The organism is Sporosarcina sp. ANT_H38, from assembly GCF_008369195.1.
Taxonomy (GTDB): domain Bacteria; phylum Bacillota; class Bacilli; order Bacillales_A; family Planococcaceae; genus Sporosarcina.
In genome coordinates, this window is record NZ_VOBC01000006.1 from 117,454 (window position 1) to 133,046 (window position 15,593).

Sequence of the window (15,593 nt, forward strand, 5' to 3'; positions counted from 1 at the left end):
GAATCTATACTTTACTATACCGATATGAATTAAACAATATCGAAAGGGAGGAACCGTTTTAATGGGAGTTAATAAAGAGGTGACACCCTATTTTAGGCTATCGGATGTCCTTCAATATACGTTTAGTAAAATGGAAAGGCGGCCGACTTATAAGTATTGGCTTCTAATTTTAGGTTTACCTGTTCATCTTGTTGTATTGCTATTCTATCTGTCGAAGAGAAAAGATGATAAGTACTCTTCAATTTATGAAGAGGTAAAGGAATCTTTGACTGTATCAGGATATAAAGAGGAATTGGAGCATGATTTTAAAGAACAAATACTACGGCAACAATCGTTCTTCAATAAAGAAATAAATGGGCAGGAAATAGATGGCGAAGTGGAAAAGCTTTCCGAAGAACAATTTAGAAAAATGCTAACGAAAAAGACAAATCAGTTAGCGAATCAGAAAGGCATTCAACAAGTTACGTATTCAACTTACTTTCTATCATTGCTTGGAAAACCGTTGTTCTTGCTAGCCTCATTCCTTCCAGGCATTTTTATGTATCTACTTATACTTTTGTTTAGCAATCCGTACGTCAAATTTATAGTTGAACGATTGATTATGAGCATATTCGTTATAGCAGGAGTTTCGGTTCTAGTGTTCACGATACTTTACTTATCACCATTTGATCCTGCCGCGAATATTCTTGGTGAGGCGGCAACAAAAGAACAGATTGCCTCATTCAATCAATTGCATGGCTTGGATTTATCGTATCTTTCACAATTATGGAATGCGTTAAAAGGTATCGTAACGTTTGATTTAGGAACTTCCTATGCCGGTAATGAGGACGTCGCAGCAAGTATCGCGAATAAATTCCCAATCACATTGACGATTGCGGTCTTATCATTACTGATGGCAGTTGTTATCGCCATCCCTGTAGGCATCATTTCTGCGACAAGGCCGAATTCATTTCTGGACTATTCGTTTATGTTTGTTGCATTAATTGGATTATCAATCCCGAACTTTTGGCAAGGGCTACTATTTATTTTGAACTTTTCTATTAAACTACAATGGTTACCCGCCACATATAGTCCTCAAAACTGGCTGTCTATCATTATGCCGGTGGTCGTACTGGGAACTGCTTTGACTGCATCTGTTGCGAGGATGACACGTTCGTCGATGTTGGAAATCATCAATGAGGACTACATCATCACCGCAAAAGCGAAAGGGCTCAATCGACTTCAAGTTCTATGGAAACATGCGGTAGGCAATGCAATGATACCAATTATTACAGTCATTGGTCTGCTATTCGGGGGAATGCTCGGAGGTGCTGCGGTAACTGAGAAGGTATTTAACATTAGTGGGATCGGAAGTTACATAGTAGATAAGCAGTTCATTCCCGATATACCTGCCATTATGGGTGGGGTTATCTATATTGCAATAACGATTTCATTAGTTAATGTGCTCATCGACATTTTGTATGCGTTTTTCGATCCTCGCATTCGTTCGAAGATGAAGCAATCGTAGAGCGGGAGAAGGTGTGAAGGTGAATGTAAACAAAAAAAATACTTTGAAATTATCGCGGGAATATACACAAGCGAATTTCACTTGGATTATTTCTTTAATCCTGACAATGGTCTTGCTATTGAACAGTTTCGATTTCAAGGAAGGTGAGTTGAAAGGTTCGATCTTTAGCATATTTGTGGCTTATGCTTTTTTTACTATCTTTCAATTATTCCTCACGTGGATGGTGAAGCGAGACCTTTTGATAATAGGTGAAATTCGGAGTTCGACAAGAAAGCTTGGTTATGTACAGCTGTTCAGCATAGTAACTGGAAATATTTTCACTGTAACTTTTGCATTTAATCTCATTAAAAAGCAGAAGACACCAGAGTATACGTTTGCTGTCTATATGCTGCTCAACCAGGTTTTTATCATCGCAATATCATCTTTAAATTTATTTAAGTCCTATGTGGCAGATACGTTTTTAGCGGCAATGATTATCTTACTAGGAATAATGATTTTTCAAGTCGTGACACTGATTCTCACAGCGAAATATGTTAAAGAAGAAAGTGCTCCGGCTGGAATGATGATTGTTGCCATATTATTGCTGTTCACTGCGCTAACGGGAAATCTCTTTGCTCTCTTGCTTGGCTATAGCCTGATTTTAAAGGTTCGCAGTTATGATCAGTCTAGGATTTCGAAGTGGAATACGATGTGGGAGAAGATTACCCGTAATTCAACGGCGATACTTGGTTTGTTTTTCATCATTCTTATGTTTTCCATATCCGTGTGCAGTAAATTCACATTTGACTATGATATGGCAGTTGAAAATGATTATGGTGCAATACTTCAAAAACCTAGCCTTGCTTATCCATTTGGTACCGATAATTTCGGACGGGATTTGTTTTCAAGAATCATCTTTGGTGCCAGAATTTCGCTTCTTGTAGGCTTTGCTTCGACGGTTATTCCGGTTGTTATTGGCGGCTTTCTAGGTGCGTTAGCCGGCTATTACAGTCAGCGAACGGACAATATCATTATGCGACTGCTTGATGTACTATATGCCGTTCCTGGAATTCTATTGGCAATTGCTATTATTGCGGCGTTTGGTGCAAATACGACCAATTTGATTTTTGCGCTTAGTGTCGGGTCTATACCTACCTATGCCCGGACGATGCGTGCGAATGTCATGATGGTGTCAAACTATGAATTTGTCGATTCTGCACGTGCGCTCGGTTCATCGGATTTCTCTATTATTTTTAGACAGATAGTTCCGAATTCACTTGCTCCCATGATAGTCAAGGCAACACTGACAATCGGAGGTGCAGTCATCGCGACGAGCAGTTTGAGTTTCTTAGGACTCGGCGTGGAGCCGCATATTCCAGAATGGGGAAACATTTTAAAAATCGGCAGCACGTACTTGGAATCCCACTCTTATTTAGCCATTATCCCGGGACTAGCGATTATCTTGCTTGTTTTATCGTTTAACTTTTTGGGAGATGGACTGCGGGATGCTTTTGATCCAAGAATGGATTGAACAGAATTACTAAACATTAAAAAGGGGGAATTAACAATGAAGAAAAGTTTATTAACTATTTTAATAGCAATTATGGTGGTTTTGGCCGGATGTGTAAGTACGAAATCGGATGTTTCCGATAAACAGAATGACAACACAGAACCAAAGACGGATAAAAGTAAAGTGGTCCTCGAACTTTTGGGTATGGGTTCTGGGGAAGAAGATATGAACATTGTACGAGATCAGCTTATTAAAAATGGCTTTGACGTCAAATTAAATATTCAACCTGATTACGGTAGTTTCACTGCACAGAAAGAAGCAGGGAATTATGATATCGCATTATCTAGCTGGACTACAGTTACGGGGAACCCGGATTATGCTGTTCGCGCACTGTTCAAATCAGACGGTGATAACAGTATTATGGGTGACGAAGAAGTTGATGCATTGATTGAAAAAGCAAGTACAGAAACGCCTATAGAGTTTGCAGAGACATACAAGCAATTAGAACAGCGTCTAGTGTTTGACAAAGCTTATATTGCACCTCTTTATAATTCATTTAAAGCACAAGGGGTTAATAAAGACATTCTTGACGTAAATACAGTACGACTTGCTAAATCACGTGCAATCGCGTGGGAGTCTATTGACTTCAATGACAAAACAAAAAGGGAAACTGATCCACTAATCGTTCAGCAAGCAATCGGAACGTTGACGTCCCTCGATCCTATTAAAGCAAACGACGGCTCAATTAATACACTTAATACGAACATGTACGTTCGACTAGTTAACCTGACGGATGATGATATAGTCGTTTCAGACGGGTCACTGTCTTATAATCATAGCATCGCAGAAGGCAATTCAACGTATTATTTCCTTCTTCGTGATGATATCAACTTTGCTGCAATTACCGACGGAAAAGCTGTAGATACTGGTGAGCGTGTAGGCGCTGATGATGTTATTTTCTCATTGAACCGTGCAAAAGATCCGAATTCGGTACCCGATCATCGCACATACAGCTTGCATGAACATATTCAAGATGTGGAAGTTGTAACCGATTTATCTGAATTGGATGTTTTGCAATCCGGAAGTAAGGAGACGGTTAGGGAAGGGCTGGAGAAGGGCTTAGACGTGAAAATCGCTGAACTCGTTTCTGATAAAACTGTTGCAAATAATGCTTCGGGAAAATACCAAGTTGTGAAAATGACAACAGTTAATCCATTCCCACAAGTTCTGAACTATTTGGCTCACCAATCCGCAGGAATTGTGTCAAAAAAACAAGTCGAGAGCATCAATACGTATGATGTTGCTTCGTTTGACGTAAGTAAAGATATTGCTTACGGGGACCAGAATACCGTCACAGAAGGTGCCAAATATAACAACACACTTTATGCGAGTGGCCCATACATTCTGTCCCAAAAAAATGATTATGAAGCAATTTTTAACAAAAACCCTGGTTATATGGCAGGGACGGATTACGAACCGAAAATATCTAATGTAACTGTACGCTTTATACAAGATCCGGACAGCACGCTTTCGGCATTGCGTAACAGTGAAATCCATTTGTTTAATGGTATTCCTGAAACAAAATATGATTTAGTTGAAAACGACAGCAAGTTAGTCCTACAAAAAAATGATAGTAACGCTGTAAGCTACTTACTTTTTAATACGAAAAATCGTGAAGTGTCAACAAGTGAAGAGTTAAGAAAAGCTGTTCTTTACTCTATCAACCAAGACGAAATATTAAACTTCTACCAAGGCAACAAGAAGAAGGCTGTTTCTACGGTAAGCCCACTAGTAGATACAGGAAATGAATTGAAGGCTGATCCAGCTAAAGTTCAAGAACTTTTGAACGAATATAAGGCGAATAAATAAAAGTGCATATTTAAAATTATAGGAGTTGAACAAACGAATACTATATAAACTGAACAAAAGCACCGAAACCTAAGACTGACGGCATCCCATGTCGCGGTAGAGAATTCAATAGGGTTCATCATTTTAAAAAATATAGATAGAAAAAAGGCTTTCCGCTGAACAAATCAACGGGAAGCCTTTTATAATGGATAAAGAAAAATGAAATGAAACTTAAAGTTTCGACACGAACGCCTGAATCATGTTATGTTAGGTCGGAATTAGGGTAACTAGTGTATACTGGTACCATTAGAATGCGGAAGAAGGAGATTGACATGAGTTCGAAATATGCAGATGACAGTTTGGCTTTACATACAGATTTATATCAAATCAATATGGCAGAAACCTATTGGGCAGACGGTATACACGAACGTAAAGCGGTTTTTGAGTTATTTTTCAGAAGGCTGCCTTTTGGTAATGGCTATTCGATATTTGCAGGACTTGAACGGGTTCTAGATTATTTGAAGGATTTTCATTTCAGTGAAAGTGATCTTACATACTTGAGGGACGATCTCGGTTATAAAGATGATTTCATTTCTTATTTAAAAGAACTTCGCTTTACCGGTACTGTCTACTCCATGGAAGAAGGGGAACTTGTTTTTGCGAATGAGCCAATTATTCGGGTAGAAGCATCACTAATCGAAGCGCAGTTGATTGAGACGGCTTTACTTAATATCGTCAACTACCAGACGCTTATCGCGACGAAAGCGAGCCGCATCAAACAAGTTGTAAAGGACGAAGAAGTGATGGAATTCGGCAGTCGCCGTGCACATGAGATGGACGCAGCAATATGGGGTGCACGTGCTACATTCATTGGGGGCGTTGAAGCAACGAGTAACGTTCGAGCAGGGAAAAGATTTGATATTCCCGTTGCTGGGACGCATGCCCACTCAATGATCCAGGCGTATAAAAGTGAATACGAAGCCTTTCATGCATATGCGTTGCGCCATAAGGACTGTGTTTTCCTTGTCGATACCTATAATACTGTAAAAATCGGGATTCCAACGGCAATCCAAGTTGCAAAAGAACTCGGTGATAAAATCAATTTCATCGGTGTCCGCCTTGATAGCGGGGATATTTCATTCCTGTCAAAAGAAGCGCGTCGTATGTTGGATGAGGCTGGATTCACTGAAGCGAAAGTCGTTGTTTCGAATGATTTGGACGAATATACAATTCTTAACTTGAAAGCCCAAGGTGCGAGAGTAGATGTGTGGGGAATTGGAACAAAATTGATCACAGCATATGACCAACCGGCGCTTGGGGCAGTTTATAAAATTGTTTCCATCGAAAACGATGAAGGTGAAATGGTAGATACCATCAAAATTTCGTCAACAACTGAAAAAGTAACGACGCCTGGACGGAAAAAATTGTACCGGATTATTGATCTTGAAAATGGTAAGGCTGAAGGGGATTATATAACGATGCATGATGAAAATCCTGCATCTGAGAAACGCCTCAAAATGTTCCACCCCGTCCATACATTCATCTCGAAGTTTGTTACGAACTTTGAAGCGAAAGATCTGCATGTGAAAGTTATTGAAGATGGGGATGTCATTTACGATAATCCTACACTTCAACAAATGCGTGATTATGCCAAAGACAACTTAGGGTTATTATGGGATGAATATAAACGATCGCTTAATCCTGAAGAGTATCCGGTCGATTTAAGCCAGAAATGTTGGGATAATAAGTTGCGCAACATCCAGGAAGTCCAGGAAATGGTGGAAGACTTTATTAACGAATAGGGAGGTTTGTTGAAATTGACACTACAACATAGAATTATTGCTGAGTTAAAGGTGCAACCCTTTATTGATCCTAAAGAAGAAATTCGGAAATCGATTGACTTCATGAAAGAATATGCAAGGAAAAATGTTTTTTTAAATGGCTTCGTTCTTGGGATTTCAGGTGGACAGGATTCGACTCTTGTCGGAAAACTTGCTCAACTCGCTGTTGATGAGTTGAATGGCGAAGAGGAAACAACTCGCTTTAACTTCATTGCAATCCGGTTGCCTTACGGTTCTCAGTTTGACGAGGAGGATTGCCAGGATGCATTAGAATTCATTCAGCCGTCGATGATTTATACAGTTAACATTAAAGAAGCTGTCGATGCGAGTAAACGTGCATTGACTACGGCGGGCATTGTGTTGACCGATTTCGCTAAAGGAAATGAAAAAGCACGGGAACGTATGAAGGTTCAATACTCTGTTGCGGCCATGCACAATTGCATCGTTCTTGGGAGTGATCATGCTGCGGAAGCAATTACCGGATTTTATACGAAATTCGGGGATGGCGGAGCTGACCTTATGCCGATTTATAGGTTGAACAAGCGGCAAGGGCAACAATTGCTTAAGGAACTTGGCTGCCCTGAACACCTTTATTTGAAGACTCCGACGGCGGATCTTGAAGAAGATAAGCCAGCTCTACCTGATGAAGTTGCGCTTGGCGTCACGTACAGTGATATCGACGATTACCTTGAGGGGAAAACGATACCAGAAGGGTCTCGTACAGCAATAGAGAATCATTTTCTTCGTTCAAGACATAAACGGCACATGCCTATCACGATTTTTGATGATTTTTGGAAATGATTTATGGGGCTCCTATGAGGGGCCTTTTTATTTTCCGCTTAACGCTTAAGTTGTTCGAAAATTAGATATCCTGTACTATAAAGGTATGTTTTGTTAATTTTCGGATAAATAAAGCCTTATATACAATTGGGGGAATTGAAATGACGCATAAAGTGATGATTGAAAAAGTCTTAGCTAATATTGAAAAAGTGATGATTGGGAAAAGGAATATTGCCGAATTAAGTGTTACCGCACTCCTTGCCCGGGGTCATGTCCTGCTTGAAGACGTTCCTGGTGTTGGGAAAACAATGATGGTAAAAGCGTTGGCCAAGTCAATTGGGGCAGATTTTAAGCGTATTCAATTTACACCAGACTTGCTTCCTTCTGATGTTCTTGGTGTTTCAATTTATAATCCAAGAGAAATGGAATTTGAATTTAGGCCAGGACCAATCATGGGGAATATTATTTTAGCCGATGAAATTAATAGAACTTCACCTAAGACGCAATCCTCCCTTTTAGAAGGGATGGAAGAGTCCACTGTAACGATAGATGGCGAAACGATGCGGATTCCGCAACCATTTTTTGTCATGGCAACACAAAATCCGATTGAATATGAAGGGACATACCCGTTACCTGAAGCGCAACTTGATCGTTTTCTATTCAAACTGAAAATGGGCTATCCAACAAAGATAGAAGAGATTGAAGTACTTGATCGTGCAGAGAAAGCCGTTCCGATTGACACGTTGGAAACAGTAATATCACTTGAAGAATTAATCGAACTTCAAAAGGCTGTAACGGAGGTTAAAGTCGATAATACCATTAAGTCATATATCGTGGAATGTGCTTCGCAGACACGTGATAATCCATATGTCTATTTAGGGGTAAGTCCACGTGGATCACTTGCGCTTATGAAAGCATGTCAGGCGTATGCAATGATCAAAGGCAGAACCTATGTTACACCCGATGATGTCCAGTACTTATCGCCATTCGTATTTGGACATCGTATGATTTTGCGTCCTGAAGCTAAGTATGAAGGAATTTCCACATTTGAAATTGTAGAACGAATTTTGACTAATGTACGTGTGCCAGTGGATAAGGTTAAGTTGAAATGACAACTGTTAAAAAAATAATCGATATTTCGGGTCGGTTACTATTTGTATTGTTCGTTTTGGTTTCCGCATTTGTTTTTGCGATGTTTCAAGGCGGTGTGGTCAGTTGGACGATTTTTTATGTCATATTGCCTTTCGCTATCTATTCTATATTCCTATTTTTCTACCCAATGTCTAATATGACTGTGGAACGTACCATTAAGACACCTCATGTGCAAAATGGTGAGAAGTTAGTTGTTACTTTATCTATTAAACGTAGAGATCGATTCCCCTTGCTTTATACCGTTGCGAGTGACAAATGGGTAGAGCATGAACTAGCTATTTTGGAGGTTGCAAAGTTAAAGCACCTATTTATTTTTGGATTTCACAAAGAAGTTGAATGGGAATATGAAATCGAAAAGATGCCCAGGGGAGAACATGTACTTCAGGGCTTGGAAGTTGAGGTTTCAGATTTTTTTGGATGGTTTCGGAAAACGAGATTCATTGAAGCGGAAAACACGATTCTTGTGTTTCCAAAAATAACAGGTATTCATTATGTACCATTCGATACACAATATGATCAAGGTACGATGGCCTCACCATTAAATATCATCAAAGATACGACGATGGCGACGGGAGTACGTAATTATCAATCAGGCGATCGGATGACATGGATTCATTGGAAGTCATTTGCTAGAACGCAGACCTTGATGACAAAAGAATTTGAGGATAGACGGTCACAAGAGCTGTTTATAATCATGGATGGCAGACAAACAAAAATGTTTGAGGAGTTAGTGGAACTTACTGCTTCAATATTGAAAGAAGCATCGAGTCATCAGGCAGGTCTTGCATTGATGACATCAGGTCCTAAACCCTCCTTATTCCCTTTTATCCAATCTGAAGAGCGACTTCATATGGCGCTAGTTCACTTGGCGAAAATTAAACCGACAATTGAAGCGTCGCTAGCTGATTTTGACACTGCATTTCAGCAAGGAGGCAGTATTGTATTGATCACCGGGAACCCGGATGGACCTTTCATCCAATCAGTCCTGCGTAGTGTGAAAAATGTTAAATCTATCATTTGCTTGGTCGTCGTGGAACGGGATGATCCGACGTTCCAAAGAATTGAAGAAGATATTCGTTCAGCAAAGTCAAAGGGAATTACCGTGCATTTATTAAGACGAGAACAGTTTACGGATGCTTTCAGTGAGGTGGTGCGATTTTGACCGGAACACGAATTGACAGGCGGCTTCTACTAATAATGTATTTACTTGCATTCATTCTTTTAAGAGAATGGCTAATTCCGATTATTGACTTGACCGATTCGGACTATTTGAAACTATTCTCATTATTTGTCATTCTGTCATTTACTTTGGCATTAATTAAAGCAAAGTGGTGGATAGTCGTTCCTGTAAAACTATTTTTCGTTATATCTGCGACCCATTATGTGTTTGGAGAAAAGGTGCTATTTACAAAGGAAACACTTGTACACTTAATTAGTGACTTTCTTTCCAATGGTCCGATTATCGCGAGTGGTGACTGGGAAAGTATTACGAATCCGTTCAGGACTATGTTGTTTTTCTCACTGCTTTGGATGACGACTTATCTTATCCGTCATTGGATTGAAGTGAGAAAAAGTATATTGCTATTTTATATCATGACTGTTTTATTTATAGCGTTCATAGATACTTATAGCGGATATGCAGCAGGCGGTGCTATCTTCAGAATCATGGTGACGGGATTATTACTTCTTGGTTTGCTTGCGATTACTAGGCTTGCGGAGAAGCACAACACATCTATTTCAACAGGTGCATTTCTATGGATTTCCGTTCCGCTTCTTTTCGCAGTCGTTTTAAGTGGGACGCTTGCAAATTTTCTTCCAAAACAGGATCCGATTTGGCCGGATCCGCTTCCTTATTTTGAATCTATTGTACAAGGTCGCGGTGAAGGAAGTGGAGTGGGAGAGTCTAAAAGTGGATACGATTCGAATGATGCGACACTAGGCGGTTCGTTTGTGCAGGATTCTACACTAGTTATTGAAGCAAAAGTTGCTAGTAAACAATACTGGAAAATTGAAACAAAAAACACATATACGTCAAAAGGGTGGGAACAGGTGCCTCCTGATGATGTCCAGACTAGTTATACTCCTGGCATGAAGATGGGGGAAGTTGAAAGACAAGGACAGGTGCCAACTACTCCCCAATTGCTTGCAGATTTGAAGGTATCGGAAGATTTTCCTTTCATTGTTTATCCATACGGGATGAATAAAGTATACGCGACAAAGAATGTTGTATTTCAACATTCAGAAGCGTCAGGAAAATACAATACAGAAATCGGTGGTAAGGAAGGTATCCTGGACTCTTATCAAGTCGAGTTCACGGAGCCCATTTATAGTTTAAAAGAATTAAGAGCTACAAGGATGGAAGATTACTCAGAGGTAGCTGAAGATTTAACTCAGTACCTACAACTTCCAGTTGAATTACCTGAGCGGGTGAAGGATCTTGCGAAAACCGTTACGGAGAACCATGAAAGTGTTTACGAAAAGACCAAGGCAATTGAAAAATATTTTGCGAGTAATGGTTTTGTCTACACGCAGCAAGGTGTCGCTATTCCGAAGGCGGGAGATGACTATGTAGATCAATTTCTTTTCGATACTAAAATGGGCTATTGTGATAATTTCTCCACATCTATGGTTGTTATGCTGCGCGCAATTGACATTCCAGCTCGTTGGGTGAAAGGTTTCGCTCCAGGGGAATCTGTACTAAATGATGCAGATGAGCAGGTTTATCAAATTACGAATAATGAAGCGCATTCATGGGTTGAAGCATATATGCCTGGCATTGGCTGGATGCCTTATGAACCAACGATTGGATTTAGCGGCTTGACGGATGTCGAATATGATATCGAGTTGGATCTTAATGATTCAGAAGAACCGGAAGTAAAAGAGCCGGAACAGCCAGAGAAAGAGCAAGTCGAAAAGCCAGTTAAGAAGGGAAATCAATACAAAAGTAGTGAGTTATTCAAATCTATCGGTACTTGGATCGAAGATAATATTTGGATAGTAGGAATAATCGGATTTATAGGCGTCTTAGTCTGTTGGAGATTATTCGTAGGTAGAGTGAAGTGGTTTCCTAAAATTCTAATTTTTGCCCATCGTACTAATGAAGAAGACTGGGTTACATTTGCAAAACGTTTTAAGAGTTTATTGAAGCAACTTCACCGTTTTGGCCTGAAACGTGCAAGTGGCATGACGCTCGCTGATTATGCGAAAAATGTCGACCTCTACTTCGGTGGAGATAGAATGAAAATGCTTACAAATGCATATGAAAAGGGATTGTATGGTGGAAATATTACTGATCATGATTGGTTAGAATTGAATGAAATTTGGGAAGACTTAATTAATAGGACTTCAGGTTGATTTTTGTCGTAAATAGAAGTAAAATGAAAAAAGAATAAGCCTAAGGTGCCCTCATATATATCCGATAATATGGTTCGGATGTTTCTACAAGTCACCACAAATGACTTGACTATGCAGGTGGATTCAGCTCATAGATATGAGCTGTTTTCGCTTTTTTATAGATGATGAGACGCGCAGAAAGCTGGACTTTCTGACGCGTTTTTCTCTATTTGAAAAGACCTTATGGGACGTTTGGAATATAGTTATGTTGCTCGATGAAACAATCGGTAAAGTAGCTGAAAAAAGCTGGAATAATAAAATTAAAAGGAGGTTGTATCATCTTGAAGCAGGACAATATTTTAGTATTGGATTTAGGTAGTAGTGAGAATACGACATTAGCCCGTTGGATTCGTGATTTAGGTGTATATAGTGAGATTCACCCTCATGATATTACACCACAAACGATTGAAGGGTTAAAAACGGTAAAAGGAATTATATTAAATGGTGGTAAGAATAATATCGTTGATGGTGAAGCGATTGATGTATTAGATGGAATATACGCTTTAAACATTCCGGTTATTAGTGTGGGTCATCCTTCTACGAAAGCACTTAAAACATTCGAGCAATGGCCAAGTGAAAAGGAAACGAAAGTACTGTTAAAAGATTTCGTGTTCAATACATGTAAGGCGGAAGCTAACTGGAATATGAAAAATTTCATTGATGATCAACTTGCTTTAATCCGTAAACAGGTAGGCGATAAGAAAGTATTATTGGCTCTTTCAGGTGGTGTAGATTCGTCTGTTGTTGCGGCATTATTAATTAAGGCAATCGGCAAGCAATTAATTTGTGTGCACGTAAACCATGGTTTAATGCGTAAAAACGAGTCTGAGGGCGTTGTTCAAATGTTCGAAAAAGACTTGGGGGGTAACCTTGTTTACGTGGATGCAAGCGAGCGTTTCTTAGGTAAACTAAAAGGGGTAGACGAGCCAGAAGAGAAACGTAAAATTATTGGCAATGAATTTATTCGTGTATTTGAAGAAGAAGCGCGTAAACTTGAAGGAATTGACTTCTTGGCACAAGGAACAATCTATCCTGATATCGTAGAATCTGGTACAAAAACGCATAAGGTTGTGAAGTCACACCATAATGTTGGAGGACTTCCAGAAGACTTGCAATTTGAATTAGTGGAGCCGTTATTCCAATTATTCAAAGATGAAGTACGTGCGTGTGGTGTTGAGTTAGGTCTTCCACATGATATGGTATACCGCCAACCATTCCCAGGACCTGGTCTAGGTGTGCGCGTTTTAGGTGAAATTGAGCCTCATCGTCTTGAAGCAGTGCGCGAATCAGATGCTATTTTACGTGAAGAATTTGCACTCGCAGGATTGGATCAGAAAGTTTGGCAATACTTCACAATCGTTCCAAACTTCAAATCTGTCGGTGTACGCAACAACGAGCGAACGTATGAATACCCGATCATTATTCGTGCCGTTAACACAGTAGATGCGATGACGGCGACAGTGGAACAAATCGAGTGGCCAATTCTTCTAAAAATCACTGACCGGATCATTAACGAAGTAAAAAATGTAAACCGCGTATGCTATGACCTGTCTCCAAAGCCGGGCGGCACAATCGAGTGGGAATAAAATAGAAAACATCGTATAAAACCGAGAATATGGCTCGGAAGTTTCTACCGGAACACCTTAAATGTTCCGACTACGATTTCATATAGAAGGGGACAACCCTTTTATATTGGATTTGTTTTGTGGAAGCATGCGAAGTAATTTCGCATGCTTCTTTTTTTCTTTTATTTCATCAGAAAGTATATGTTCTTATAAAACTATTTGTTGATCAGCAGTCACCGGGTTGTTTAATCGGTGGAATTTGAGATGAAGGGAGAGTTAATATGAAAAAATACTTTGAGTTTGATAAGTTGGGAACGAATTACCGCCGAGAAATTATTGGGGGACTGACGACATTTCTTGCAATGGCTTATATTCTTGTCGTCAACCCTTTAGTGTTGTCACTTGACGGTATAACTGGTATTCCTGATGAGATGCGTATGGACAAAGGTGCTGTATTTGTCGCAACAGCACTAGCTGCAGCAGTTGGATCTCTGTTCATGGGGCTTATCGCAAGATATCCTATTGGACTTGCGCCGGGTATGGGATTAAATGCATTCTTTGCATTTAGTGTTGTATTGGGTATGGGTATTCCTTGGCAAACGGCATTAACAGGCGTACTTTTTTCAGGTCTTATATTTATTGTCTTATCACTAACAGGTCTCCGTGAAACGATTATTAATGCAATCCCGGCACAACTTAAATATGCTGTAGGTGCGGGTATTGGCCTTTTCATTACATTCCTCGGATTTCAAAACGCCAATATTATTGTTGGAGATCCAAATACGCTCGTAGCTTTGGGTGACCTAACAAAGGGTCCAACTTTACTAGCAATTTTCGGGCTTGTTATTACAATAATTATGATGGTTCGAAAGATTAACGGTGCTATATTCTACGGAATGATAGCGACTACTATAGTGGGAATGATTTTTGGATTAATCAATTTACCTACCCAAATCGTTTCTAGCGTTCCGAGCGTGGCTCCGACATTTGGTGCTGCATTCGAAGCGATATTCCAAGACCCTGCTTCGTTATTTACAACTCAATTCCTTGTGATTGTTATCACATTCCTATTTGTTGATTTCTTTGATACGGCGGGTACACTTGTCGCTGTTGCGAATCAGGCTGGTTTAATGAAAGATGATAAGTTGCCAAGGGCTGGTAAAGCGCTCCTCGCGGATTCGATGGCAACTGTTACGGGCGCGGTTTTTGGGACATCGACTACGACTTCCTACATTGAATCAACTGCGGGGGTAGCTGCAGGGGCAAGAACTGGGTTTGCTTCTATTGTAACTGGTGTTCTGTTTCTTCTTGCTTTGTTCTTTTCACCGTTGCTGTTCGTTATTACGTCGGAAGTAACTGCACCGGCCTTAATTATTGTGGGTGTGCTAATGGCGTCTTCATTAGGGAATATTGAATGGAAACGTTTTGAAATCGCAGTACCAGCGTTTTTCACGATTATTGCAATGCCGCTTAGTTATAGTATTGCAACGGGTATCGCAATTGGTTTTATCTTCTATCCACTTACAATGATTGTAAGTGGGCGTAGAAAAGAAGTGCATCCAATTATGTATGGTTTATGGTTCATCTTTGTTTTGTACTTTGTATTCATAAAGTAATGAAAGTGTATGAAACGGCCACCTGCCTTGATTAGGGGCCGTTTTTTTATGGGTTATTGCATATGATTTTAAGTCTTGAAGTGGTGAGGATCAATAAAGACTCAACAAACTTTACACAAAGTATACAAAACTGTTGACATATGTTTTAGGTGATGTTATATTAATTAAGCAGTCGGGAACGAACGACAAATACCGACAGCAAGTTACAACAAATGAACCTTGAAAACTGAACAGCAAAACATCAATGAAATACAGCGAGAGTGCTAACGCACTTAAGCAAAACGTTTCTAGTAAGTCGGCTTCGGTCGGACGAAAAAAACACACACTAGAATCTTCGGATTCGGGGGAGGAATTTGATTCCTCCTTAGTCAGCAAGAAATGAGCTATTCATTTTCTTCTATT

The 15,593-nt window shown here is 39.8% G+C and carries 10 protein-coding genes and 2 riboswitches; all 10 genes read left to right on the forward strand.

The features are described from left to right. The first annotated feature begins 61 nt into the window (after window positions 1-61). The 10 genes from FQ087_RS21275 to FQ087_RS21320 all read left to right on the forward strand — a co-directional run bounded on the left by FQ087_RS21275 (window position 62) and on the right by FQ087_RS21320 (window position 15,191). Complete coding sequence (locus tag FQ087_RS21275; protein ID WP_255452495.1) at window positions 62-1,507, forward strand: ABC transporter permease; 1,446 nt, start codon at window positions 62-64, stop codon at window positions 1,505-1,507. Between the two features lie 13 nt (window positions 1,508-1,520). Further along, complete coding sequence (locus FQ087_RS21280) at window positions 1,521-3,017, forward strand: ABC transporter permease (RefSeq protein WP_255452496.1); 1,497 nt, start codon at window positions 1,521-1,523, stop codon at window positions 3,015-3,017. A gap of 36 nt (window positions 3,018-3,053) precedes the next feature. Beyond that, window positions 3,054-4,865, forward strand: a complete 1,812-nt coding sequence (locus FQ087_RS21285) for an ABC transporter substrate-binding protein (RefSeq protein WP_149582602.1) — start codon at window positions 3,054-3,056, stop codon at window positions 4,863-4,865. Window positions 4,866-5,176: 311 nt separating this feature from the next. Further along, entirely contained in the window at window positions 5,177-6,646 is a 1,470-nt protein-coding gene (locus FQ087_RS21290; RefSeq protein ID WP_149582603.1) for a nicotinate phosphoribosyltransferase, read from the forward strand. A gap of 15 nt (window positions 6,647-6,661) precedes the next feature. After that, window positions 6,662-7,486 carry an ammonia-dependent NAD(+) synthetase gene (gene nadE / locus FQ087_RS21295; protein WP_149582604.1) on the forward strand — a complete coding sequence of 275 codons (825 nt, stop codon included), beginning with the start codon at window positions 6,662-6,664 and terminating at the stop codon, window positions 7,484-7,486. A 140-nt stretch (window positions 7,487-7,626) separates the two neighbouring features. Further along, the gene (locus FQ087_RS21300; protein WP_149582605.1) at window positions 7,627-8,577 is read left to right on the forward strand and encodes an AAA family ATPase; all 951 of its coding nucleotides are present in this window, start codon (window positions 7,627-7,629) and stop codon (window positions 8,575-8,577) included. Next, complete coding sequence (locus FQ087_RS21305) at window positions 8,574-9,779, forward strand: DUF58 domain-containing protein (RefSeq protein WP_149582606.1); 1,206 nt, start codon at window positions 8,574-8,576, stop codon at window positions 9,777-9,779. Before FQ087_RS21300 ends, FQ087_RS21305 begins: the two co-directional genes overlap by 4 nt. After that, complete coding sequence (locus FQ087_RS21310) at window positions 9,776-11,971, forward strand: transglutaminase-like domain-containing protein (RefSeq protein ID WP_149582607.1); 2,196 nt, start codon at window positions 9,776-9,778, stop codon at window positions 11,969-11,971. Before FQ087_RS21305 ends, FQ087_RS21310 begins: the two co-directional genes overlap by 4 nt. Before the next feature lie 31 nt (window positions 11,972-12,002). Then, a riboswitch (purine riboswitch) is annotated at window positions 12,003-12,103 on the forward strand. Window positions 12,104-12,288: 185 nt separating this feature from the next. Continuing rightward, window positions 12,289-13,596 carry a glutamine-hydrolyzing GMP synthase gene (gene guaA / locus FQ087_RS21315; protein WP_223145625.1) on the forward strand — a complete coding sequence of 436 codons (1,308 nt, stop codon included), beginning with the start codon at window positions 12,289-12,291 and terminating at the stop codon, window positions 13,594-13,596. Next, window positions 13,588-13,689: riboswitch (purine riboswitch) on the forward strand. (Overlaps the previous gene by 9 nt.) A 167-nt stretch (window positions 13,690-13,856) precedes the next feature. After that, window positions 13,857-15,191: an NCS2 family permease gene (locus FQ087_RS21320; protein WP_149582609.1), complete on the forward strand. Its 1,335-nt coding sequence runs from the start codon at window positions 13,857-13,859 to the stop codon at window positions 15,189-15,191. Window positions 15,192-15,593: the final 402 nt, after the last annotated feature.

Bases quoted from the DNA above. Each gene is read 5' to 3' on its own strand.
- FQ087_RS21290 (WP_149582603.1), top strand. From the start codon at position 5,177: ATGAGTTCGAAATATGCAGATGACAGTTTGGCTTTACATACAGATTTA.
- FQ087_RS21320 (WP_149582609.1), top strand. From the start codon at position 13,857: ATGAAAAAATACTTTGAGTTTGATAAGTTGGGAACGAATTACCGCCGA.
- FQ087_RS21300 (WP_149582605.1), top strand. From the start codon at position 7,627: ATGACGCATAAAGTGATGATTGAAAAAGTCTTAGCTAATATTGAAAAA.
- FQ087_RS21285 (WP_149582602.1), top strand. From the start codon at position 3,054: ATGAAGAAAAGTTTATTAACTATTTTAATAGCAATTATGGTGGTTTTG.
- FQ087_RS21305 (WP_149582606.1), top strand. From the start codon at position 8,574: ATGACAACTGTTAAAAAAATAATCGATATTTCGGGTCGGTTACTATTT.
- FQ087_RS21275 (WP_255452495.1), top strand. From the start codon at position 62: ATGGGAGTTAATAAAGAGGTGACACCCTATTTTAGGCTATCGGATGTC.